21 protein-coding genes are annotated in these 20,778 nt (G+C 59.7%); 8 read left to right on the top strand and 13 right to left on the bottom strand.

The genetic code is table 11. The features are described from left to right. Positions 1–6: 6 nt before the first annotated feature. The 3 genes from ACZ6WW_RS10355 to ACZ6WW_RS10365 form a co-directional block, all read right to left on the bottom strand. Complete coding sequence (locus ACZ6WW_RS10355; RefSeq protein WP_465274122.1) at positions 7–1,662, bottom strand: methyl-accepting chemotaxis protein; 1,656 nt, start codon at positions 1,660–1,662, stop codon at positions 7–9. 214 nt (positions 1,663–1,876) lie between these two features. Beyond that, a complete protein-coding gene (locus ACZ6WW_RS10360; protein WP_465274123.1) occupies positions 1,877–2,845 on the bottom strand; it encodes a quinone oxidoreductase family protein in 969 nt (322 codons plus the stop codon). A 58-nt stretch (positions 2,846–2,903) separates the two neighbouring features. Continuing rightward, positions 2,904–3,224: a hypothetical protein gene (locus tag ACZ6WW_RS10365; protein ID WP_465274124.1), complete on the bottom strand. Its 321-nt coding sequence runs from the start codon at positions 3,222–3,224 to the stop codon at positions 2,904–2,906. Between the two features lie 125 nt (positions 3,225–3,349). On the opposite strand from ACZ6WW_RS10365, the gene ACZ6WW_RS10370 reads away from it, so the two are divergent. Further along, positions 3,350–4,432, top strand: coding sequence for a PA0069 family radical SAM protein (locus ACZ6WW_RS10370; RefSeq protein ID WP_465274125.1), 1,083 nt, complete (start codon positions 3,350–3,352; stop codon positions 4,430–4,432). Between the two features lie 266 nt (positions 4,433–4,698). Beyond that, positions 4,699–5,520, top strand: coding sequence for an alpha/beta fold hydrolase (locus tag ACZ6WW_RS10375; RefSeq protein WP_465274126.1), 822 nt, complete (start codon positions 4,699–4,701; stop codon positions 5,518–5,520). 164 nt (positions 5,521–5,684) lie between these two features. On the opposite strand, the gene ACZ6WW_RS10380 is transcribed toward ACZ6WW_RS10375, so the two are convergent. The 5 genes from ACZ6WW_RS10380 to ACZ6WW_RS10400 form a co-directional block, all read right to left on the bottom strand. After that, positions 5,685–7,169, bottom strand: coding sequence for a hypothetical protein (locus ACZ6WW_RS10380; protein ID WP_465274127.1), 1,485 nt, complete (start codon positions 7,167–7,169; stop codon positions 5,685–5,687). Beyond that, on the bottom strand, positions 7,166–8,056 hold the full coding sequence (locus ACZ6WW_RS10385; RefSeq protein ID WP_465274128.1) for an ABC transporter ATP-binding protein: 891 nt from the start codon (positions 8,054–8,056) through the stop codon (positions 7,166–7,168). Before ACZ6WW_RS10385 ends, ACZ6WW_RS10380 begins: the two co-directional genes overlap by 4 nt. A 1-nt stretch (position 8,057) precedes the next feature. Further along, the gene (locus tag ACZ6WW_RS10390) at positions 8,058–8,441 is read right to left on the bottom strand and encodes a GntR family transcriptional regulator (protein ID WP_281851287.1); all 384 of its coding nucleotides are present in this window, start codon (positions 8,439–8,441) and stop codon (positions 8,058–8,060) included. Between the two features lie 205 nt (positions 8,442–8,646). Beyond that, entirely contained in the window at positions 8,647–9,753 is a 1,107-nt protein-coding gene (locus ACZ6WW_RS10395) for a hypothetical protein (RefSeq protein WP_465274129.1), read from the bottom strand. A 59-nt stretch (positions 9,754–9,812) separates the two neighbouring features. Further along, entirely contained in the window at positions 9,813–10,163 is a 351-nt protein-coding gene (locus ACZ6WW_RS10400; protein ID WP_281851280.1) for a winged helix-turn-helix transcriptional regulator, read from the bottom strand. Positions 10,164–10,302: 139 nt separating this feature from the next. On the opposite strand from ACZ6WW_RS10400, the gene ACZ6WW_RS10405 reads away from it, so the two are divergent. Together ACZ6WW_RS10405 and ACZ6WW_RS10410 are read left to right on the top strand one after the other, a co-directional pair. Next, positions 10,303–10,632 carry a nuclear transport factor 2 family protein gene (locus ACZ6WW_RS10405; RefSeq protein ID WP_465274130.1) on the top strand — a complete coding sequence of 110 codons (330 nt, stop codon included), beginning with the start codon at positions 10,303–10,305 and terminating at the stop codon, positions 10,630–10,632. Then, positions 10,629–11,411 (top strand): SDR family oxidoreductase, encoded by a 783-nt coding sequence (locus tag ACZ6WW_RS10410; protein WP_465274131.1) that lies wholly within the window; start codon positions 10,629–10,631, stop codon positions 11,409–11,411. Before ACZ6WW_RS10405 ends, ACZ6WW_RS10410 begins: the two co-directional genes overlap by 4 nt. Positions 11,412–11,594: 183 nt before the next feature. Here ACZ6WW_RS10410 and ACZ6WW_RS10415 read toward each other — a convergent pair whose 3' ends face one another. The 4 genes from ACZ6WW_RS10415 to ACZ6WW_RS10430 form a co-directional block, all read right to left on the bottom strand. Continuing rightward, positions 11,595–11,951: a DUF1428 domain-containing protein gene (locus tag ACZ6WW_RS10415; protein ID WP_465274132.1), complete on the bottom strand. Its 357-nt coding sequence runs from the start codon at positions 11,949–11,951 to the stop codon at positions 11,595–11,597. Between the two features lie 125 nt (positions 11,952–12,076). After that, complete coding sequence (locus tag ACZ6WW_RS10420) at positions 12,077–13,297, bottom strand: hypothetical protein (protein ID WP_465274133.1); 1,221 nt, start codon at positions 13,295–13,297, stop codon at positions 12,077–12,079. Between the two features lie 205 nt (positions 13,298–13,502). Next, the gene (locus ACZ6WW_RS10425) at positions 13,503–13,865 is read right to left on the bottom strand and encodes a DoxX family protein (RefSeq protein WP_465274134.1); all 363 of its coding nucleotides are present in this window, start codon (positions 13,863–13,865) and stop codon (positions 13,503–13,505) included. Positions 13,866–13,952: 87 nt separating this feature from the next. Further along, positions 13,953–14,825 carry an NmrA family NAD(P)-binding protein gene (locus ACZ6WW_RS10430; RefSeq protein WP_281851274.1) on the bottom strand — a complete coding sequence of 291 codons (873 nt, stop codon included), beginning with the start codon at positions 14,823–14,825 and terminating at the stop codon, positions 13,953–13,955. Between the two features lie 88 nt (positions 14,826–14,913). Here ACZ6WW_RS10430 and ACZ6WW_RS10435 point away from each other — a divergent pair, with 88 nt between their 5' ends. Together ACZ6WW_RS10435 and ACZ6WW_RS10440 are read left to right on the top strand one after the other, a co-directional pair. Continuing rightward, the gene (locus tag ACZ6WW_RS10435; protein ID WP_465274135.1) at positions 14,914–15,873 is read left to right on the top strand and encodes a LysR family transcriptional regulator; all 960 of its coding nucleotides are present in this window, start codon (positions 14,914–14,916) and stop codon (positions 15,871–15,873) included. A gap of 346 nt (positions 15,874–16,219) precedes the next feature. Continuing rightward, the gene (locus ACZ6WW_RS10440; RefSeq protein ID WP_465274136.1) at positions 16,220–17,803 is read left to right on the top strand and encodes a Gfo/Idh/MocA family protein; all 1,584 of its coding nucleotides are present in this window, start codon (positions 16,220–16,222) and stop codon (positions 17,801–17,803) included. Positions 17,804–17,900: 97 nt separating this feature from the next. On the opposite strand, the gene ACZ6WW_RS10445 is transcribed toward ACZ6WW_RS10440, so the two are convergent. After that, positions 17,901–18,476, bottom strand: a complete 576-nt coding sequence (locus ACZ6WW_RS10445; RefSeq protein ID WP_465274137.1) for a TetR/AcrR family transcriptional regulator — start codon at positions 18,474–18,476, stop codon at positions 17,901–17,903. A 311-nt stretch (positions 18,477–18,787) separates the two neighbouring features. On the opposite strand from ACZ6WW_RS10445, the gene ACZ6WW_RS10450 reads away from it, so the two are divergent. After that, positions 18,788–20,215 (top strand): amidase, encoded by a 1,428-nt coding sequence (locus ACZ6WW_RS10450; RefSeq protein WP_465274138.1) that lies wholly within the window; start codon positions 18,788–18,790, stop codon positions 20,213–20,215. Between the two features lie 81 nt (positions 20,216–20,296). Further along, positions 20,297–20,734, top strand: coding sequence for a VOC family protein (locus ACZ6WW_RS10455; protein ID WP_465274139.1), 438 nt, complete (start codon positions 20,297–20,299; stop codon positions 20,732–20,734). Positions 20,735–20,778: the final 44 nt, after the last annotated feature.

The raw sequence follows: 20,778 nt of genomic DNA on the forward strand, positions 1-20,778 counted from the left end.
GATCGGTCAGGCCAACGCCGCCTCGCCCACGAACTCACTACGCATGCTTGCTTGCGCCACTGGTTTTGCTTCCGTGGCTTTCTTGCCATCAGCCGCATCCCCATCAATGGTGAAATACCCCATCTGCCGGTGCAGCGCATCGGCCTGATCCTGCATCGACTTGGCCGCAGCCGCCGCCTCTTCCACCAGCGCCGCGTTCTCCTGCGTCACCTGGTCGATCTGCGTGATGGCGATATTGACCTGATCGACACCCGCCGACTGCTCCTGACTGGCAGCGGCAATCTCGGCCACGATATCCGTCACCCGTTTCACACCGCCGACAATGGCCTGCAACGCCTCAGCCGATTGCGCCACCAGCATCTCGCCCACTTCGACGCGCTCGGTACTCTCGGCGATCAACCGCTTGATATCGCGCGATGCCGCGCCACTCGATTGCGCCAGGCGCCGCACCTCGGCCGCCACGACACCAAACCCACGCCCATGCTCGCCCGCACGCGCCGCCTCGACCGCGGCATTGAGCGCCAGCAGATTGGTCTGGAAGGCGATCTCGTCGATGAGACTGACGATGTCGGCGATCTTGCGGCTGGACTCGCCGATATTCGCCATGGCCTGCATGACTTCTTCGGCCACGGCCCCACCCCGTTCGGCCTTTTCACGTGCGGCACGCGTCAGTCGGTCGGCTTGCAGGGCATTTTCCGCGTTCTGCTTTACCGTCGCGGTCATCTCTTCCATCGATGCGGCGGTTTCCTCCAGGCTCGATGCCTGCTCCTGCGTGCGCTGTGACAGATCATCGTTGCCTTGCGCGAGCTGTTGCGAGTTCAGCGTCACCATGCCGGCGCCGCGCTGCACATCGGCCACGATTACCGACAGGTGTTCGCGCATACGATTGACCATGTCCAGCAGGCTGCCTTCGGGAAACGCAACATCACCGCCCTTGCGTAGATCGCCTTCGGCAATACGTGTGGCAATGTGCACCGCCTGTGCCGGCTCGCCGCCGATTGTGCGCTTGATGCTTCGCATCGACAGCCATACCACCATGATCACGACAAAGCCGATGCCTGCCGCGCGCAGCAGGCTCTTGATCAGGGCGGTGTGGAACGCCGCATCGATATGATCGAAGTAGGCGCCGGAAGCGAAGTGAATATCCCAGGGCTTGTACCACTCCGAGTAGCTGATCTTCGGCTTCTGCTCGCCGGTTTTTGGAATATTTTGCACATAGCTGGTCATTGCATGGCCAGCATCCTGATCGGTGCTGGCCATCGCGGCATAGTGATGGAATCCATTGGCATCGGCTTCGTCATGAAGGTTCGCGCCCACATCGGTGCGCAACGGATGCATCAGCAGCACCGCCTTCGAGTCGAAGGCGAACACATAGCCCGCGCCGTCGTCCCAGCGCATGGACTGGATGTCCCGCAAGGCCGCCTTGCGCGCATCGGCTTCGCTCATCTCGCCTTTGACAGCGCGCTGGCGATAACCCTCCGCCACGGCGATGGCGCTCTGCACCTGATCATGCAGGCCATCGGCGAGCGCAGCCATCTGCACGTCGCGGCTTTCGATCTCGCCGATAACCGTGAGCGCGCCCAGGCCGAACGCGACGGTCAGCATCACCATCCACACGCGCGCGTTAAGCGTGGTGCGGCCGAACCAGTTGAACATACCCATGGCTTCCCCCGTGACTTATAACGGCGACGCTTTCGACCTCTCATGCAGGCCCCGTCAAGGGTCCGGATGGATCATTCGTGGTCGTCGCTTACCGGGGTTAACGGCTCTGGATCGAAATTCTTTACGTGGCCATTTGGCCTATGGCAGGGCGTTTTCCCTGCCTAGACAATAATTTGTGCGGCAAGTAGAAACCTGCGAAACGCCTGTCTCCGTATCAGCCAGCAAGCGTCAGCAGCACCTTGCCGATGGCCGCCCGGCTCTCGATAAAGGCATGGGCATCCTTGCCGTCGCGTATCGGGAAACGTGCCGCGATCTGCGGCTGCACGGTGCCCCGGCGCACCAGCTCGAACAGCGCGTTCGCACGCTCGCGCCGAATCGAGCCACTGGTCAACACGTTCCATAGATCGCCGCCGGTAAGCGTCAGCGAGCGATCCATCAACAGGCGCGGATCGACCGGATCGGGATCGCCCGCCGCCATACCGTAGAACACCACGGTACCGCCGATGCGGGTTGCCGCGAGACTGTCGCCCAGCGTGCGCCCGACCGAGTCGTACACCACGTCCGCACCGCGACCTTCGGTCAAGGTATGAACTGCCGATACCAGCTCGGCATAGTCGATCGCCAGCACCGCGCCGGCAGCGAGCACGGCCTCACGCTTGACCGTGGACGAGGCGATACCCACGACCTTCGCGCCCATCGCCTTGAGCATTTGCGTCAACAACAAACCCACGCCACCGGCCGCCGCGTGAACTACCGCGACATCGCCCGCCTTGACGCTGTAGCTGTCGCGTACCAGATACTGCGCGGTCAGCCCCTGCAGCAAAACCGCAGCCGCCGTATCGGCATCGATATCCGCCGGCAGGGGAATCAGTTTGTCGATATCGACCGCGACCAGCTCGGCATTGGCGTACGGCATATCCGCAAAACCCACGCGCGTGCCGACCGGGAACAAAGTGTCGCCTTCAGCCGCCTGCTCGATAACGCCGGCGCCTTCGTAACCGAGGATCCACGGCGCCTCGCCGCTCAAGTGATAGTTGCCGTTACGGCGATACACGTCGGCAAAATTCAGCCCCGCACACTGCATGCGCACCAGGGCTTGATGCGGCGCCGGCACCGGATCGGGCCGCTCGGCCCAATGCAGAACGTCGGGGCCGCCGAAATGGTTGAAGATCAGTGCGTGCATGGGGAGACCTGATGCCGTCGAGCAGACTATTAGACCACCACGCGCCCTGCCGTAGCCGTCAGAGACCCAGCAGCTTCATCAATATCAAGACGCCTATCGTGGTGATCGCGGTCGACACGATGCTGATGATGGCGGCCTTCTTGAAGGTCGTCGCCAGGATCCACTGATAGATCAGCGTCGCTGCAATAAAGCTGACGACAAATTCCAGCGGCGACGCCAGATGCAGATGCTCAAGCGCCCCGGTCACCAGGGAGCAGAGAAAGATGGCGAAAACCACCGAGCCCAGCCCGGCCTTGTTGGCGCCCAGGAGGCGGGCCATATACATGACTGGCGCGATGATCAGCACCGCCAGCACAACGAGTATCAGCCAGAATTTCACGCCCCTGCTCCCTTGAACGATCCATCGCAAGATATTGTAATGTCGATGATTTCTATTATCTCGTCAACTCGGATGGGGCAAGGCATGTCTCCGCCGGTGAGACCGCGGGCGCGCAAACTGAGCCCATGAACGAGCCTCCTCGCGCCCTCAAAGGCCGAGGCGCTGCCTCCAATCCGGAGGGGCGCTTCGAGTCGATCCGTCACCATGCCGAAGACGATGGCTGGCAACACGCCCTGCTGGACGACACCCAGCCGCGTCCGCGCACCGAGGTGACCGAAGAGCGCGCGCGCAGCGTCATCAGCCATAACGACTCGCCCGACATCCATTTCAGTCAGGCATTGAACCCGTATCGCGGCTGCGAGCACGGCTGCATCTATTGCTATGCGCGCCCATCGCATAGCTATCTGAATCTCTCGCCCGGGCTCGATTTCGAAACCAAGCTACGCGCCAAGAGCAACCTGGCCGAGGTGCTGCGGCTGGAACTGGCCAAGCCCGGCTACAAGATCAGCGCAATTAATATCGGCAGCAATACCGATCCCTACCAGCCCGCGGAACGCCGCTGGCGGCTGACGCGAGCCGCGCTGGAGGTATTGGCCGAATGCCATCACCCTTGCACCATCGTCACCAAGAACGCGCTGATCGAACGCGACATCGACATCCTCGCGTCGATGGCACGCGAGAAGCTGGTCCACGTGCTTGTATCGATCAACTCACTGGACAATCACCTCGCCGCCAAACTGGAACCGCGCGCCAGCGCACCGCATCGGCGTATCAAGACGATTGCCGCCCTGACCGAAGCCGGTGTACCGACCGGCGTGCTGGTGGCACCGATCATCCCTGCGCTTAACGACCGCGACATGGAAGCCGTGCTGGAGCAAGCCGCCACTGCCGGTGCTCGCCGCGCCGGCTTCACCACCGTGCGCCTGCCCTATGAACTGAAAGCCCTGTTCCGCGAATGGCTGGCCCTGCATTTCCCCCAGCGCGCCGAGCACGTCATGAGCCTGATCCAGCAGATGCATGGCGGCAAGGATTACAAAGCGGATTTCGCCACGCGCATGCGCGGTGAAGGCGTGTTTGCACAGATGATCAAGAAGCGCTTCGACGTCGCCTGCCGCAAGTACGGCTTCAACCAGGCGTATGAGTTGAAGCTTGATACCTCCCGCTTTGTACCGCCGCGGGAGCCTTCGCCGCAGGGGCAGCTGTTTTAAGTGGGATAGCGTTTTTCAGCCGGCTTGTTTCATCCCTGCAACAGGTCGCAACACAATCGCGCACGACAGACTCGCGAACTGCCTAAGCTGTTCTCTGTGTGCCGAATCGTCGACTATCTCCGTTCGCCCCCCGCTGCACGACACGATAACGCCGTGTTTGCTATGCCTGTCATTTTCTTGTGCCTCAATACTGGCGTGGCGGTCGTAGGGCCATGGGGCGCAATTCATCTTTCTCCACCACCACGCAAGCTTGAAGGAGCGAAACGATGAGCAGCATCACGACGAAAGACGGGACCAGGATCGCCTATAAGGATTGGGGCAAGGGGCAGCCGATTCTGTTCTCGCACGGCTGGCCGCTGGCCGGCGATGCATGGGATGCGCAGATGCTTTTCTTCGGCCAGCAAGGCTACCGGGTGATCGCCCATGATCGACGTGGGCATGGAGCGTCCGATCAACCTTGGGACGGCAACAACATGGATCAGTACGCCGACGATCTGGCCGAGCTGATCGAGAAGCTCGACCTGAAGGACCTCGTCATGATCGGCCATTCGACCGGCGGTGGCGAAGTGGCGCATTACATTGGGCGTCATGGTACCAGCCGTGTCGCGAAGGTCGTACTGGTAGGTGCCGTGCCTCCCCTGATGCTCAAGACCGACGCCAATCCGGAAGGCACGCCCCTGGAAGTGTTCGACGGTATCCGCAAAGGGACGGGAGGCGATCGCTCGCAGTTCTTCCGCGACCTGTCGATCCCGTTCTACGGATTCAACCGCGAGGGCGCCAAGATCAACGAAGGCCTGCGCGACACCTTCTGGCTGATGGGTATGCAGGGCGGCATCAAGGGCGAGTACGACTGCATCCATGAATTTTCGGAAGTCGATTACACCGACGACCTGAAGAAGATCGACAAGCCCACCCTGGTGATTCATGGCGACGACGATCAGATCGTGCCGATCGCCGCAGCGGGTGCCAAGACAGCGAAGATCGTCAAGGACGCAACCTTCAAGGTCTACAAGGGCAGCCCGCATGGCCTGGCGCAGACGCAGGCCGATCAGTTCAACCAGGACGTGCTTGCTTTTATCAAAGGCTGATTGACTCGGTGCCGCTCGCTTTAGTGCGAGCGCCATTTTTCGCTCGTCATCCCGGCGCAGGCCGGGATCCATTCCTCAGGCCTCGCTCGTCAGACGACATATGGCAAGCATCCACGCTGAGGAGTAGATCCCGGCCTGCGCCGGGATGACGAATAGGAGGAGCTTCAGTTTTGATTGGCAAGAAACGCATGCGGCCGATGTTGTAGCGACTGCCAGCCGGTGCGCCCCAGATACACCATCACTAAACCCATCACCGCCCAGACAGCCGTAACGGCCAACGCGACATAATCGATGTTCGGATGCAGCGAGTCGTCCTTGGCGAGGACTGGCAACACGCAGCCCGCATTGAGCAGCACGATCATCAATAGCGTTCCCACCACAAACATCCAGGCCTGCGGCGGTCGCCCACCGATGACACGTAACAACACGGCCGGCAGCAGGGCCAGGCTGCACAGCTGTGCTGCAGCGATGGATACGATAATAGCGGCGTCGACGTGCAGATAAAGAGCGCCGGCAATCATCGCCACGGCAAGCCCGATTTGCCAACGCATCGGCAAACTCAACGAAGCCCGCAGAAACTCCTTTTTCACCTTCGCTGCATCGCCAAGGCCCGGCATCAAAGCCAGCAGTGGCAGCTCGGTATTGGTCTTGCGCCAGCGTTGCGAGAAGCGAGCGATGGTAACGATGCTGATAAGCGCCGTGCCGTAGATCGCTAAGGACGCTCCGAGTGGCAGCGCAATGTGAGTTAGTGCTCCGGACAGGCTGACTTTGCTATCCAGGCCGATCATCAGAACGACTGCAGCCAGAATAATCAACAAGAAGGAGAACTGCGCGGCTGTCAACAACAGGCCTCGCCATGTCTTGGGCATATAGAAGCCGCCAAGGGCAACACGTATCGTTTGCAGCGGCGCATTCGGTCCCACCTTCCTGAGGTCCGCCTTGGCCAGCATCCATGCCGGTTGCTGGCTCAGAGTCTCCTTGCTGAAGGCAGTACCAAACGTCCCCCAGCTATTTTCGCCGATACGACGGAACTGCATCACCATCGGGCTGCGCATGCTTTGCTGAAGCATGCCATGCGTACGCATCAACTGGCGCCAGCGGTAGGCAATCAAGAGTGCGAGCACCAGAGTCAGCGGCAGCGCCCAGCTCAGAAACTCCGGTTGCGACGGCCCAGGAATGTTGGCGATGCGCCGTGCACCGATCATCAATGCAGGCAGCAAGCCCATCGGCGAGGCGAAATAACGCGGCAGCCACGCGAAGAGCAAACCGCCCAGCACGCATAAGGCCATCACAACCGCGATAGCCAGCGCGGGGCCGCCGAGCAAGCCCAGGGCGATCGCGGGTAGGACGATACAAAGCGCGGCATACAGCACGAGGCTGACGACAATGTTTGCCGGCAGTTGCGGTATGCGCAGATCGCGTGCATCCATCGCCATCAGCAGCATGTGCGAGACAAAGAATGCCCACACGTAAACCATGCCGAAGCCGATCGCCCCGATGGCATCGGAGATGGCCCCTTCCCTGTTCTTGTTGAAGATCAATATGCACGCGGCGGCAATAAGCAAAAGAACAAAGAAGCTGCACATCACCCAACGCACCGGCGCACGCGCTGAACGCCACGGTGCTTTCAGTATCAGCGAGAGATTCATTCGGCGATCTCCACGAACAGATCTTCCAACCCCAGCGGGTCGATACGCGCACCTGGCAGCTGACTCGCCTGCGGCCACTGACCTTCACTATCGCGCTCGACCACCAGGCTGATGCTGCCGTCCCCGTGCTGGCGATGGCTCAATGCAACCTCCGGTGCCGCCGCGCTGAGACGGGGCGGTAACCACAAGCGCATGAAGCGTTCTTTCGTGTCGTCCACGGTGCTGCGCAGAATCAGCCGGCCTTCGTGCACAAAGGCAATGTCCGAAGCGACGCGCTCGAGATCGGACACGATGTGCGTGGAGAACAGCACGGTCGTACCGAACTCGCCGGCGCGCACGGCGACTTCACGCAACAGTTCGCGGCGCGCCACTGGGTCGAGCGCCGCGGCCGGCTCGTCCAGCACCAGCAGGTCGGGCTGCGATGCCAGCGCGCGAATCAACTCCACACGTTGCCGTTCGCCGGGCGAAAGCTTGGCCAGCAGGCGATTCTGTGGAATCTGCCAGCGCTGCATCAGCTGCTTGGCGAAGCCACGATCCCAACGCGGATAAAAACGTCCGATGTAATCGAGCATCTGCTCCGCCGTCAGCCAGGCCAATGCCTCCGGCTGCTGCGGCACATAAGACAGGCGCCCCTTGGTGGCATCGGACATGCGCAAGGCCGGCTCGCCAAAGACGAACGCCTTGCCCTCGCTCGGTTCGAGCAAGCCGACCATGGCGCGGATCAGCGTGGACTTGCCCGCGCCATTGCGACCGATCAAACCCAGCACGCCACCGGGCTCGAGTGCGAGGTCGATCCCCGCCAACACCGGGCTACCCTCATAAGCATGGTGCAGGCCCTGAACGGATAACGGGGCAACCATCGTGGTCTCGCGAAGTACGGCGTTCATGTCATTCCCCCAGCAGTTTGGACAACCGCCGCAGCACAGGCTCGGCAGGTAATTCGAGTTCGGTGGTCTGTCGCGCCAGTGCCTGTAACTGCGGCTCGAGCAGCCCCAGGCGTTGCGCCTGGGTTTGCGTCGATCGATGCGCTTGCGCCACGACCATCCCCTTGCCGCGCAACCGTTCGAGCAGGCCTTCGCTTTCGGCCATGCCATAGGCGCGCGACACCGTCATCGGATTGATCGCATGGAACCCCGCCACATCGCGCACCGAAGGCAGCAGCTCGCCGGGCGCAATCTGTCCCCCGGCAATCAGCCGCCGAAGCTGCTCGACAATCTGCCGATAGATCGGCTCGGCCGAGGCGGGTTGAATCGTGAGTAGAGAGGCATCCATGTGTATTAATACAACAATACACTTGAGGAAAGTCAACTGGGACTTATGGCCTAGGGGCGCTTGTGCGTATTCGCATAGTTAGTACCCGGTGTACAAACTATGGGGGAAAACGGAGTAGATGAGTTTTATTAAGTTAATGATTGTGCTTGCAAAATTCTACTATTTCACGGTTTGTCCCGTGCGTTTTGTCCATTGAGGACCAGCCTTAGCGGCCTCCAGCCTGACTTGTCTTTTCGACCAGAACATCAAAAGCCTTGCCAATTTCTTCGTTCGTAAAGGCACAGTGCCCTTCCCCGACGGGAGGTAGCACCGTCACCTTCGAGGCGTTGCCGGCAGCCTTCGCGAGCCCGGGATAAACCGTATCGAAGCGCGACGGGACGGTCTGGTCGAAGGCATTTCTCTGCAGCACGACAGGTGCCGTGATTTTCCCCGTCAACGTTGCATTGCTCGCGAGATACGCCATGGCCGAGGGTACCCCTTTGTACCGATGCACCTTCTTATTGAAGGCACCATCATCTGCAAATTCGGTGTAGATGGTCTTCATCGTGTCGACAGGCATACCACCTGCACGCTGCACTATCTCGTGCAAGACCATGTAGTCGAGCATCAACGACCCCGGCAACGTTGCACTGGTTTCCTGCAATCGATCCTGCAGCCGGGCAGCGCTGGCGGGATTGGTTTTCAATGCTTCCTGGATGCGTTCTTGATCGACCATGGCCGGAGAGGCAGGATCCGCCAGATCGGGAAGTACGCCAGGGAAATACACATCAAAGGCGACCAGAGGCGTTACGACGCCACGCGCAACAATATCTGGCGCGGATACATTTACGCCGCACATCGACAGGGCGCCGCTGTATTTGGAGCCATAGCGTTCCATGGTCGCCAGCGATTCCAGCCCACCCAACGAGAAGCCAACCACATAAGCATGGTGGGGCGCTCGGTTCTCCTTGATGAAGAACTGACGGAGCTTCTCACTGTTCTCCAAGGCGTCTCCCACGGCCCAACCCTGGGAGGCGAATGCGCTGGCAGCGACGGCATAACCATGGGAAAGGAAAACGGGAGCCTCTTCATTTTGAGGCCATGGATTCTGACGCGGCACACCTTTGGGCTCGTAGCCGTGCATAAGCACGACCAGATTGCCGTTCCAGTTCTTGGGTATATCGATTCGGTAAGGGACGCCGTCGAGCGCACCGGCTGAAGTTCGAACAGCCAACTCGGACGCCGGGCCCGAGGCCATCGCGGTACTGAATGGATAACTGACACTGCACACCAGCAGTACGCCAAGAAGCCAACTTCCAAGTGCACGACGCATGCAGTTTCCCTTTGAGTTGAGATTTCAGGCTAATTTCCGACGGTAAGACCGCTAGGTGATCAGCTCTCGTCAGCGCCCTCCGATAGGGGGCGTTCTTCCAGCCAGGTGAGCAAGGCATCCAGCGCCGGACACAATGCCTGTCCCCACGCCGTCAGAGCATATTCGACCTTCGGCGGCACCTGGTGGTGGACGATACGATGGACGAGGCCGTCACTTTCCATGTGTCGAAGCTGCTGGGCCAGCATTTTTTGCGAGACCGATGGGATCGCTCGTTCCAGTTCCGAAAACCGCATGATTCGACCACCAAACAGGTGGAACATGATGACGAGCTTCCAACGCCCTTCAAGGAGCTTGAATGCCTGCTCTACGCCGTTGGCTGCAGTCTCCTGGGTGTAGTTTTTTTTCACCATGTTTTAGCCATGCTCCTTACCTTCAGGTAAGTCCCTTACCTTTTCGTGCGTTCTTGTGATGCCACCACCGTAATCCCATTCTGGGGAGCCATGCAATCGCTCGGGCCTGCACGACATGCCCAAGACCAAGAGGACCCAGATGATGCTCGATCTTCCAACACCTATTGCCGCCTACTTCGCCGCAGATGGCGGAGATGATGCGGATGCTTTAGTTAAGAGCTTTCTCGAAGACGCCGTCGTTGTGGATGAGCGTCATACCTATAACGGTCGGGCGGAGATCAAGCAGTGGAAGGTGGATTCGTCGGCCAAATACGAATACACCAGCGAACCGATCGCAGTTGCGAGCATCGATGGCAGATTCTTTGTCACCTGCCGCCTGGTTGGCAAGTTCAAGCGAAGCCCCATCGATCTGCGGTATTGCTTTGAGTTGCAAGACAACAAGATTGCTTCGCTGGAGATCGGCGTATGAACTTTGACCTTGGCCTTGAAGGCAAACGTGTATTGGTGAGCGGGGGAACGAAAGGCGTCGGCGCGGCGGTCGTATCAACGCTGCTGGAAGCCGGAGCGAACGTCCTGACCTCAGCGCGCTCGATCCCGCCTCGGTCCGCCACGGGGCCAATCTACGTCGCCGCAGACCTTACAACGGCAGAGGGATGCCATGCTGTCATCAACGCGGTTCGCCAGGAACTAGGCGGTATCGACATCATTGTGAATGTCCTGGGCGGATCCAATGCGCCCGCGGGAGGCTTTGCGGCCCTCGATGATGATCAATGGGCTGATGCACTCAATCGCAATCTTATGCCTTCTGTCCGTCTCGATCGAGCTTTACTCCCCCTCATGCTGGCGCAGGGATCGGGCGTCATAGTCCATGTCACGTCGATCCAGCACACGCTGCCCCTTCCCGAGTCGACAACTGCCTACGCTGCGGCAAAGGCGGCGCTTTCGACTTACAGCAAAAGCCTCTCCAAGGAAGTCACTCCGAAAGGAGTTCGCGTGATACGCGTCTCGCCAGGATGGGTTGAGACAGAGGCGGCCGTACGTCTGGCTCAGCGCCTGGCCGACGAAGCCGGCACGGACTACGAAGGCGGAAAGCAAATCATCATGAAGAGTCTGGGAGGCATCCCACTCGGCCGACCCGCCAAACCGCAGGAGGTAGCGGACTTGATCGCCTTCCTGGTATCGCCTCGCGCCAGCGCCATCTCCGGGACGGAATACACCATCGACGGTGGGACGGTGCCAACCGCTTGAGATGAGTACTCGGCACGACATTCGATGGGTATCATTGGGTGCCGATAACGACATGGAAACTTGTGCTCATACCGGGGATTGTTGCGCGCTGAACCACAGTTTGGCCGGTACGGCCAAACTATGAATTCCCGAAGCAAGGTTGGCCAATGGACGTCTACCTTGCCGGTCAAAATCCGGGCTGCTCTAGTCCGGCAGGCTGACCACCGATGTGAAGCCGCCGAAGATCATGCGCTTGCCATCGAAAGGACAGTCAGCGGCGGCGGCCATGCGCGGGTCTTGCATGAATTTCGCCATGCCGGCATCGCGAGTGGCCTTGTCAGGCCATTCCACCCACGAGAACACTACGGTTTCATCCTGCGTCGCCTGCACAGCGCGGCGGAAATCGGTGAGCTTGCCGTCGGGCACGTCGTCACCCCAGCACTCCACCACCCGAATGGCGCCAAACTCCACGAAAATGGCGTCAAAGGTACGGGCGTGCGCGATGAACTGTTCGCGGTTGGCGTTGGGTACGGGGATCACGAAACCATCGATGTAGGACATGGCAGTTTCCTCATGGAAGGGGCGGCCGAAGTAGCCGCCTTCATGCATACGACGAATGAGCTTGCCCGGGATCGACACAGGCCTTCGAGCAGTCGCCGCAAGCGGGCTCTCCAGGCAGCGATCTTCTATTGAGCACCACCGCCGATCTGACGAATGCCGTCACTGTTTGCCAACCGCATCTCCAGACCCCATCCCCAATGCTGTTGGCCACCGGCGAAGTTATCGTCGATAGCTACAACAATTTGATTCTTACCCTTTTTTAGCGGCAGGTCGAATGATCCATTGGTAAGGGACAGGCGCCCGCCGGGCTCTTTGCTCGCGCTCTTGATGCCATAGAGGTTCTTGCTTTGGAACGTGAGCTTACCGTTCACGAAGACCCAGACTTCTCTGGTCCATCCCATATCTACGTGCTTTATCTGGTCGTGGTCAGCGTCGATCGCGGTCTTCAACCAGATGCCGGTGATGGCCTGCCCTGTCTGCGCATCGCCAAACCATCGCGTCAAGTTGACCAGGCCACCCGGGTCGAGCGGGATGGACTTCCACGGCGCTGTCTGTTTTGGCATGGACGAGTAAACGGGGTCGATGCCGGTGTTTTCCTGAAGCGTGCCATCCATGCGGCTGGGCATGACGAACGGCTTCGAAGCCAGCCAATGACGTACGTATCGGAGATCATCCTTCGCTGGGTCCGCGGGCGCCACCGCAGACAAGCCATCGACGACATTGGGCGCGATGCTCAGGTGTGCATAGGATGCGGGTCCATGCAATCGGATCGAGCCATCGGGGAAGCCACCGACCAGCGTTTCGACAGCCAGCGCCGGTGCGTGCGCACCGTTGATGAAAACATTCATGCGTGCGCCGGAGAGCACCAGCTTTATGTGGTTCCAGCCGTCGAAATGAATGGGTGCATGCGTTTGATACTGTCCATACAAGTCCCATTCGAATACATGATGTGCCGTGGGCATGTACTGGATGCATTCCTCGGAGACAGCACAGTCTGCACTCGGCCGAAAATACAAGGCATCCGCTTCGTCATCATGTTGGCGAAAGGTGATGCCGGTGATTCGCTCCCCTACAAATTTTGTGTCGAACTCAATCGTTCCATTGCTGAAGTTGGTGTTCTTCAGCTCCGCATAACCCTTGTTGACGACGAGAATATCCTGCTCGGTCTTATCATGCTGGAACGATACATCGCCATTCGCTTGCCATTTTGCCGGCGTCATGGAGATATCGGTTTGTTCAAATGCAAGGATAGGCTGCGAAAGCCCGACGATGGCGAAAAAAAGCAACGAGCTTCCTAGCCAACCGGGCGCCTTTGCCCGGTTCGCGTACTTGGATAATGTAGACATGTGTTCTTCCAATCGTCTGGCGCGACATGAGCGGCTACTGTATTGACCGTGTCTCGCTCGCTCTACTGAAATGATCCGAAGTGGATCAGTGACGTTTCAAAGCGGCGATCCATGAGACCGAACGCCGCGTTGAGCGGCGGAAGGCATGGCATCCCAGGCAGTCGCGTTGAAGACCACGTATACGCCTGGATGCCGCTTGCACCGATCAATGGCTAGTGGCCACTGTCTGCTTGCGCCCACTTATCCAGCCGACAAGGAGTGACAAAGTCGCTGCGACGAGTGGCGGCACAGCATGCCCGTAGTCGTGGTGGATGATGACGGTCGCGACGGCGGCAAGCATGACAGCACAGCCAAGCGCCGAACCTAACAGACGACTCGGCGCCCGCAAAAGCAGCGCCGCCGCAGTGAGTTCCAGCGAACCGGTGACGAAATGGAACCAGCTTGGGTAGCCCCATTTCAGGTATTCCTCGTAGATGGATCCAGGCGCCAAAATATTGCTGAGCGAACCCACGACGAAGAAAGCGGCAAGCGCGAAAGGTAAGACCCGGCGCCAGGAGAATTTAGACATGTGCCCAACCTTGGATGATGAGTTTGCCGCTAGCGGAAAGCGATTTTCAGAGTAGGTTTCGAAAGCCGCAGCGGCGTATAGGCGAACTTATTCCGCAACGGCCTTCTGGGCCGCCGCAAAGACATCACGCGCGGATGTCGTGCCTGGAACATGCTCTGTTCCGTCAACCCCAAGGCCCATCCAACCTGCGTTGACGGCATCGAACATGGCTTCGGCCGGTCCGGTCTGACCCTTCGGAATACCCAACTGCTCGAACGCCGCCGGCCAACCCGCTCGCGGAATGGCAAACGCTTTGACCTCGATCTTCAAGACGTCGCCCAGTTGCGCCGCCACGTCATCAGCGCTGACCATCGAACCGAGCTCGACAACCCGATGCCCCAACCATGCCGGTCCGGTCAGAAGCGCTGCGATCTCAACGCCGACGTCATGGGTTGCAACCATGGTCGATTTCCGGTCGGTCGGGTTGTAGTAGACGGGGAGCGTGCCACCCTGGGCAGCCTGCAGGCCGTAAAGGAAGTTCTCGAAAAAGCCGCCTGCACGCACATAAGCGATCGGCAATGTCAGGTCGCGAAATGCCTGCTCCAGAAGCGACAGGGCGGTGATCATCCCCAGCCCGCTGGTTCGGTTTGCCCCCATGGATGAGAGCGCTACCACCCGCGGCGGAGCTGCCCGGGTAAGCGCACCGACGTAATTTGCGATCACGGCCTTCGCTTCTTTGTAATCCGGCGAAGGCGCCCATTCGGACGGCAACATAACAAAAGCGCCTTCGACGCCTTTGAGCGCTATCTCGATGGCCGCCGAATCGTTCCAGTCGCCTTCTACCAGTTGCACACCCTGGTCGGCCCACTTCGTCGCCTTTTCACGATGCCGGACGAGCGCACGTACCTCTTTGCCTTGCGCCAGCAGATGCTTGGCCGCTGCGCCGCCAACTTTTCCCGTGATTCCCATAACTAAAAACATGAGCGTTCTTCTTTATCAAGTTCGGTAGCCCACGGTACCCCGTGGGTTATTATTCGAATACGAGGCATATTCGGAACGGGCCGTGTAGATGAACTTAACAATCGCTCGAACCCATCTGGACGGGCTTGTGATGTTTCTGACCGTGGCGGAGCATCGAGGCTTTCGCGCTGCGGCACGCCAGCTCGGCATCACCCCGTCTGCGGTCAGCCAGGCGATACGCGGCCTGGAAGAGCGGGTTGGCGCGCCCCTCTTCTCCCGTACGACGCGAAGCGTCAGGCTGACCGAAGCGGGTGAACGCCTGCTTGCCCATGCACGCCCGGCCGTCGATATGCTCACGGCCGGTTTGGACGCTGCGAGTGGTTTGGGCGGTGAGATTACCGGCCGACTGCGCATCAACGTGCCTAGGCCCGTTTTGCCGTTGCTGGTGAATCGCTTGCTGCCCGACTTTCTCGACGCTCATCCAAATGTCGAACTCGATCTGGTGGGCGAGGATCGTCCGATCGACATCGTCGAAGAAGGTTTCGATGCGGGGATACGTCTCGGAAATTTCGTCCAGATCGATATGGTCGCGGTGTGGCTGACGCCACCGGAGCGCTTCGTTGTTGTTGGTGCTCCTACGTTATTTCAAAAGCATGGCCGACCGTCGTCTCCGTACGACCTGCAGGGCTTTCGTTGCATCCTGCTGCGTCAGTCCGTGCGAGCCCTCGATCATTGGCAATTTATCGTCGATGGTGAGCGCATCACGGTGGGCGTCGAGGGACCTCTCGTGATCAATGACATCGAGGCCTGCATTCACTCAGCGCTGAGAGGCGTTGGGCTCTTCCAGATACCGCATTCACTCGTGATGTCGTATCTCGAAAGTGGAGACCTGCAGGCCGTGCTCGAATCGTATTGTGTCGAGGTTCCCGGCCTTTCCCTTTACTATCCAAGCCGAAGTCAATCGCTGCCAAAACTTCGCGCCTTCGTCGATTTCGCCACCCAGCGAATGCGAAGAGCATTCAAGCCTGGCGACTACCTGCTGAGTCCCGTGAGCGGCCCGGTTCAGTAGCGAACGAAATTTGGCTGTCTAAATTGGACGTCTAATTCGCGGTCAACGATTGTGCGCTTAGCCACAACGTGGCTGTTTTGGCCAACTTATGCTTAATTGTTACCCCTGATTTGGCCGCAGAGGGAGTTATGTCCGTGGTTACCTTGGCTGTGTTTGAGCAGCACAGCTATCTCGCGCCGGCCATCATGCTCGTATCGGGCTGCACCGCAGCCTGGTGCAACGACAGGTAGAGCTGGCTACTACCCATCTAAATGCAATCTACGAGCTTGAGCTTCCTTATGGAATACGTGGCTTCGTCTGGATTGCTCCCTATCCCATCGATATCCAAACGGAGACTGCAGCGCCCATGTCGGATGAATCGAACATAGAGCAAGACAAGCAAAGCCACAGCACAGTGGAAGCGTCCAAAGAAACGAGCGATAACGTCAAGATCTCACGCCGAAATTTTCTCACCGGCACCGCCATCGCCGCGACCGGGTTGATGATCGTGCCCCGCCATGTCCTGGGCGGGCCCGGCCATACAGCGCCCAGCGATCGATTGAACATTGCCGGCATCGGCGTCGGCGGCATGGGCATGCACAATATCCGCGCCTTGGCCGGTGAGAACATCGTCGCCCTGTGCGATGTGGATTGGCGCTATGTGGACAAGTCCTTTCACGGAATGTTTGCCGACCTGGGACAAGCACAGGCACGCCTGGACAAGATTCAGAACGCTGCAAAGCGCCGGGAGCTGCAGGACGATATCGAGCGGACAACGCGGCTGTCCCACAAGTTTGATTCGATCAAACGCTATACCGACTACCGCCAGATGCTCGAACAGCAAAAGGACATCGACGCGGTGGTCATTGCAACGCCGGACCACCTGCATGCGGTGATCGCCAGCGCGGCGATGAGCCATGGCAAGCACGTGTACGTGCAGAAACCACTCACCTGGTCGATTGACGAAGCCCGCATGCTGGCCAGGAAGGCCAAGGACAACCCCAAGATTGTCACGCAGATGGGAAACCAGGGGCATTCGTCCGACGATGCCCGCTTGATCAACGAATACATCGCAGCAGGAGCGATCGGCCATGTGAGCGAGGTCCATGTCTGGACAAATCGTCCGCTTGCCTACTGGCCGCAAGGGATTCCACGCCCGCAAGCCAGGCCGCAACCGGACGATGCGAACTGGAACGAGGGCGCGGTGATGGATCGGCTCGCCAATGCCATGGTCGGCAACTATCCGATGCCGCAAGGGCTGGCATGGGATCTCTTCCTGGGCCCCGGTCCCGTCGTCGACTACCACCCGGTGTATCACCCGTTCAACTGGCGTGGATGGGTGGACTGGGGTGTGGGTGCCATCGGCGACATGGGGGCGCACCTGATCGATTCTTCGTTCTGGTCGTTGGACCTGGGCTTTCCGACGGCCGTGGAGACCGTCTCGACACCCTTCAATCACGCGTCGTACCCCATGGCGACGATGACGTATTACGAGTTCCCGGCACGCGGCAGCAGGCCGCCGGTGAAGCTCACCTGGTACGACGGCGCATTGCTGCCACCCGGACTTCAAGCGTTGGGAGCCGGGCAGCTGAGCAAGGACGGCGGCGTCCTCTACATCGGCGACAAGGGCAAGCTGATCCACGAGACATACGGCGCGAACCCGCGCCTGCTGCCGCAGTCGTTGCATGATTCGGTGGGCATACCTCCGCAGAAGTACGCACGCATCAAGACCTCGCACGAGATGAACTGGGTAGATGCCTGCAAGGGAAAGGCGGAAGCGTCCTCGCCCTTCTCGTATGCCGCGCGGCTGACAGAGGTCATGCTACTTGGCGTCGTATCCCTTCGCGCGGGCGGCCGGATCGAGTACGACGCAGACAACATGCGCATCACCAATGTCCCGGCAGCCAACGAGTTTCTACGTCGTGAGTATCGTGAAGGTTGGTCCGTCTAGGGCAACGAGGTAGAGGGCAGCAGCACGAGCCCTCGTAGCACCACGATGCTACGAGGGCGGATTGGCACCCTCACAGAGAGGGTCCTGGCCACGGTGTTTACGAGGGCAAAAGCCCAGCCACCTGGTAATTCTTGATCAACGCATCAAACAGCTTTATGTCGGAACGGCCGCGCGCCATCAGCTGCGCGCCGGCAACGGCAGCGAATATGGCATAAGCGCGCTTCTTGGAATCCCTGCTGCTTACGATTCCCGCGGCCACAAGCGTCTTGCTGAGCCACGCGACATTGATGTCGGTGAACGTTTCGACCTCTTTCTTGACCTGCTCAGGCAGATCGTCGAACTCCGCGGTCATGAAGCTGCACAGACAGATGCGATTGTCGCTCTCCAGCGACGCACGAAACGTTCCTGGAAAGCGCCGCAGGCGCTCCGCGGGATCCGACATCTTGGCCGACAGCACTTCCAGGTTTTTTGCCGCGCCTTCCCAGTAGCGCTTGGCCACGGCGGTGGCGAGATCGGCTTTGCTCGGGAAGTGATGGTAGAGGCTGGCGGCCTTGATGCCGACTTCTTCCGCCAACGTGCGAAGGTTCAGTCCGCCGTAGCCATGCGCCTGCGCGATCTTTGTCGCGACGTCCAGGATTCTGTCCCTGGAATTTGTGCCTGTCTGACTATCCACGAATCTATCCTCATGAAACGAGCCGCCCCGGAAACTGCGGAGGTTCGCTGTATTGACGTGCGTACCGCAGGTCCGTTCAACCAGGGCTCGAGCTGTTCATTATCGACGCAAGCCGCTCAGGCCGTACACAGCGATGGCATCGCCATGCCGCGTCCAATTCTCTCAGAGCCTTGGCCATCACCAAATCGGCCGCCCGCAAAAAGTGGTTGACGACGCCTATTATGCGGCCTATTCTCCGCCCTAACAAATGTTAGGTAGGCTAGCGACCGACCTTTGTTGCCCCCTATTCAGCACTTTGAGAGCCCTATCCCATGCACTCCGAACTCATTTACCAGGATGCGACCAAGCTCGCCGAACTGATACGCACCAAGGAAGTTTCGCCTGTCGAGGTTATGCAGGCGCACCTCGACCGCATCGAAGCGGTCAATCCGAATATCAACGCTGTGGTCACCGTCGCTCAGGACGCACTGAAGGCTGCCAAGGCGGCCGAAGCCGCCGTCCTGGCCGGCCATACATTGGGGCCGCTCCATGGCGTGCCCTTCTCGGCGAAGGATTCGTTCGATACCGCTGGCGTGCTCACCCAGTTGGGCTCGCCCATCTTCAAGGGCCGTATCCCCGACACCGATGCACCCACCATTGCACGCATGAAGAAGGCAGGCGGCATTCTTCTGGCCAAGACCAACCTTCCCGAATTCTCTTATTGGATCGAAAGCGACAATCTGCTTTCGGGCCGAACGCTCAATCCATGGAACCTCGATCGCACCCCAGGCGGGTCAAGCGGCGGTGAGTCGGCGGCCATTGCAGCAGGTATGTCGCCGATCGGTCTTGCCACTGACGTCGCTATTTCTGTCCGTGGCCCGGCGGCCTTGACCGGCGTGCTCGGTCTCAAGGCGACGCACGGACGGATTCCGATGACGGGCATCTGGCCGCGCGTACCGCGTCGTTTCTGGCATGCCGGCCCGATGGCGCGTTCGGTTCGCGATATCGCACTCGCTTATTCGCTCCTGGCCGGTCCCGATGGCGCCGACGGTTTCTCCATCAGCTCGCCCAGCCTGGATGCCGGCATTGGCGCTTTACCGAATCGACCGATCCGCGTCGGCTGGCTCGTCGAACCCGGCTTTGGCCTGGTCGACAACGATGTCGCGGCAACCGTCAAGGCGGCGGTTGAGGCGCTCAAGAGCGCAGGTGTCATCGTCGAGGAAGTGCGCATCCCTGTGCTTGAGCAGATCAATGCGCTTGAGCTTCTTTGGAAGCTTCAGGCCATGGAGACCAAGCCTGCCTTCAGGAAGGCAACGGCCGGGCACGAAGATCTGATCTACAAGCATGTGCAGGGCGTCTTCGACACTCCCGATACATCGATCGAAGATTTCGTTATCGCCGAGCAGCAGATCGAAACGATGCGCGATGGCTTCGCTCAATACTTCGCTCGCTATGATGCGCTGCTCTGTCCGGTAACGCCGGTGCCAGCGCACGCTCACGATGCCGCGGAGTTCCTCATCAACGGTCAGACGGTCTCTTCCCTGCACGTGATGGACGCGACCGCGCCGCTGAGCGTTACGGGCCTGCCGGGCCTCTCGATGCGTTTTGGCACCAGCAAGGATGGCCTGCCGATCGGTGTGCAGCTGGTATCGCCATGGTTGGCGGAGTCCACAATTCTGCATCTTGGTTCGCTGCTGGAAAGCCTAAGCCCGGTCCGGGATCTTCACCCCAGCCTGGCGAACATGGGCGTGATGTCTTAAGCGCGCTTCGGTATGCCGTCGGTGGCATGACCATCGGCGGCATCCGTTGTCAGAACAAGCGCCATCTTATAGATTCGAAACATGGGTCTTAAACGGATGGACAACATCGGCATCGTCGTCGATGACCTCGCGGCGGCGATCGATTTCTTTCGCGAGCTCGGCCTCGAGCTTGAAGGGCGGGCCATGATCGAAGGAGAGTGGGCCGGACGTGTCACCGGATTGGGCGATCAACGCGTCGAGATTGCCATGATGCGCACCCCCGATGGTCACAGCCGGCTCGAACTCTCCCGCTTTCTCACGCCGGCCACCGTCGCGGATCATCGGAACGCGCCGGTGAATGCGCTGGGCTATCTGCGCGTCATGTTCACCGTGGACGACATCGACGAAACGTTCGAAAAGCTCCGCAAGCGCGGCGCACAGCTCGTGGGCGAAGTCGTGCGTTATCAAGATATATATCGGCTTTGCTACATTCGCGGGCCTGAGGGGCTTCTCATCGGACTTGCGCAGGAGCTTGGCTGAGCGCCGGCGCTACAAACGCGGTGCGCGAACGACGGCCCGACTAA

This window comes from Dyella sp. NPDC103356, assembly GCF_055584465.1.

What these genes read in the sequence shown, in the direction of transcription:
- ACZ6WW_RS10415 (WP_465274132.1), bottom strand. Translation starts at nt 11,951, where the DNA reads ATGTCCTACATCGATGGTTTCGTGATCCCCGTACCCAACGCCAACCGC.
- ACZ6WW_RS10455 (WP_465274139.1), top strand. Translation starts at nt 20,297, where the DNA reads ATGGGTCTTAAACGGATGGACAACATCGGCATCGTCGTCGATGACCTC.
- ACZ6WW_RS10375 (WP_465274126.1), top strand. Translation starts at nt 4,699, where the DNA reads ATGAGCAGCATCACGACGAAAGACGGGACCAGGATCGCCTATAAGGAT.
- ACZ6WW_RS10405 (WP_465274130.1), top strand. Translation starts at nt 10,303, where the DNA reads ATGATGCTCGATCTTCCAACACCTATTGCCGCCTACTTCGCCGCAGAT.
- ACZ6WW_RS10370 (WP_465274125.1), top strand. Translation starts at nt 3,350, where the DNA reads ATGAACGAGCCTCCTCGCGCCCTCAAAGGCCGAGGCGCTGCCTCCAAT.
- ACZ6WW_RS10420 (WP_465274133.1), bottom strand. Translation starts at nt 13,297, where the DNA reads ATGTCTACATTATCCAAGTACGCGAACCGGGCAAAGGCGCCCGGTTGG.
- ACZ6WW_RS10425 (WP_465274134.1), bottom strand. Translation starts at nt 13,865, where the DNA reads ATGTCTAAATTCTCCTGGCGCCGGGTCTTACCTTTCGCGCTTGCCGCT.
- ACZ6WW_RS10380 (WP_465274127.1), bottom strand. Translation starts at nt 7,169, where the DNA reads ATGAATCTCTCGCTGATACTGAAAGCACCGTGGCGTTCAGCGCGTGCG.
- ACZ6WW_RS10430 (WP_281851274.1), bottom strand. Translation starts at nt 14,825, where the DNA reads ATGTTTTTAGTTATGGGAATCACGGGAAAAGTTGGCGGCGCAGCGGCC.
- ACZ6WW_RS10360 (WP_465274123.1), bottom strand. Translation starts at nt 2,845, where the DNA reads ATGCACGCACTGATCTTCAACCATTTCGGCGGCCCCGACGTTCTGCAT.
- ACZ6WW_RS10450 (WP_465274138.1), top strand. Translation starts at nt 18,788, where the DNA reads ATGCACTCCGAACTCATTTACCAGGATGCGACCAAGCTCGCCGAACTG.
- ACZ6WW_RS10410 (WP_465274131.1), top strand. Translation starts at nt 10,629, where the DNA reads ATGAACTTTGACCTTGGCCTTGAAGGCAAACGTGTATTGGTGAGCGGG.
- ACZ6WW_RS10440 (WP_465274136.1), top strand. Translation starts at nt 16,220, where the DNA reads ATGTCGGATGAATCGAACATAGAGCAAGACAAGCAAAGCCACAGCACA.
- ACZ6WW_RS10355 (WP_465274122.1), bottom strand. Translation starts at nt 1,662, where the DNA reads ATGGGTATGTTCAACTGGTTCGGCCGCACCACGCTTAACGCGCGCGTG.
- ACZ6WW_RS10385 (WP_465274128.1), bottom strand. Translation starts at nt 8,056, where the DNA reads ATGAACGCCGTACTTCGCGAGACCACGATGGTTGCCCCGTTATCCGTT.
- ACZ6WW_RS10390 (WP_281851287.1), bottom strand. Translation starts at nt 8,441, where the DNA reads ATGGATGCCTCTCTACTCACGATTCAACCCGCCTCGGCCGAGCCGATC.
- ACZ6WW_RS10395 (WP_465274129.1), bottom strand. Translation starts at nt 9,753, where the DNA reads ATGCGTCGTGCACTTGGAAGTTGGCTTCTTGGCGTACTGCTGGTGTGC.
- ACZ6WW_RS10435 (WP_465274135.1), top strand. Translation starts at nt 14,914, where the DNA reads ATGAACTTAACAATCGCTCGAACCCATCTGGACGGGCTTGTGATGTTT.
- ACZ6WW_RS10400 (WP_281851280.1), bottom strand. Translation starts at nt 10,163, where the DNA reads ATGGTGAAAAAAAACTACACCCAGGAGACTGCAGCCAACGGCGTAGAG.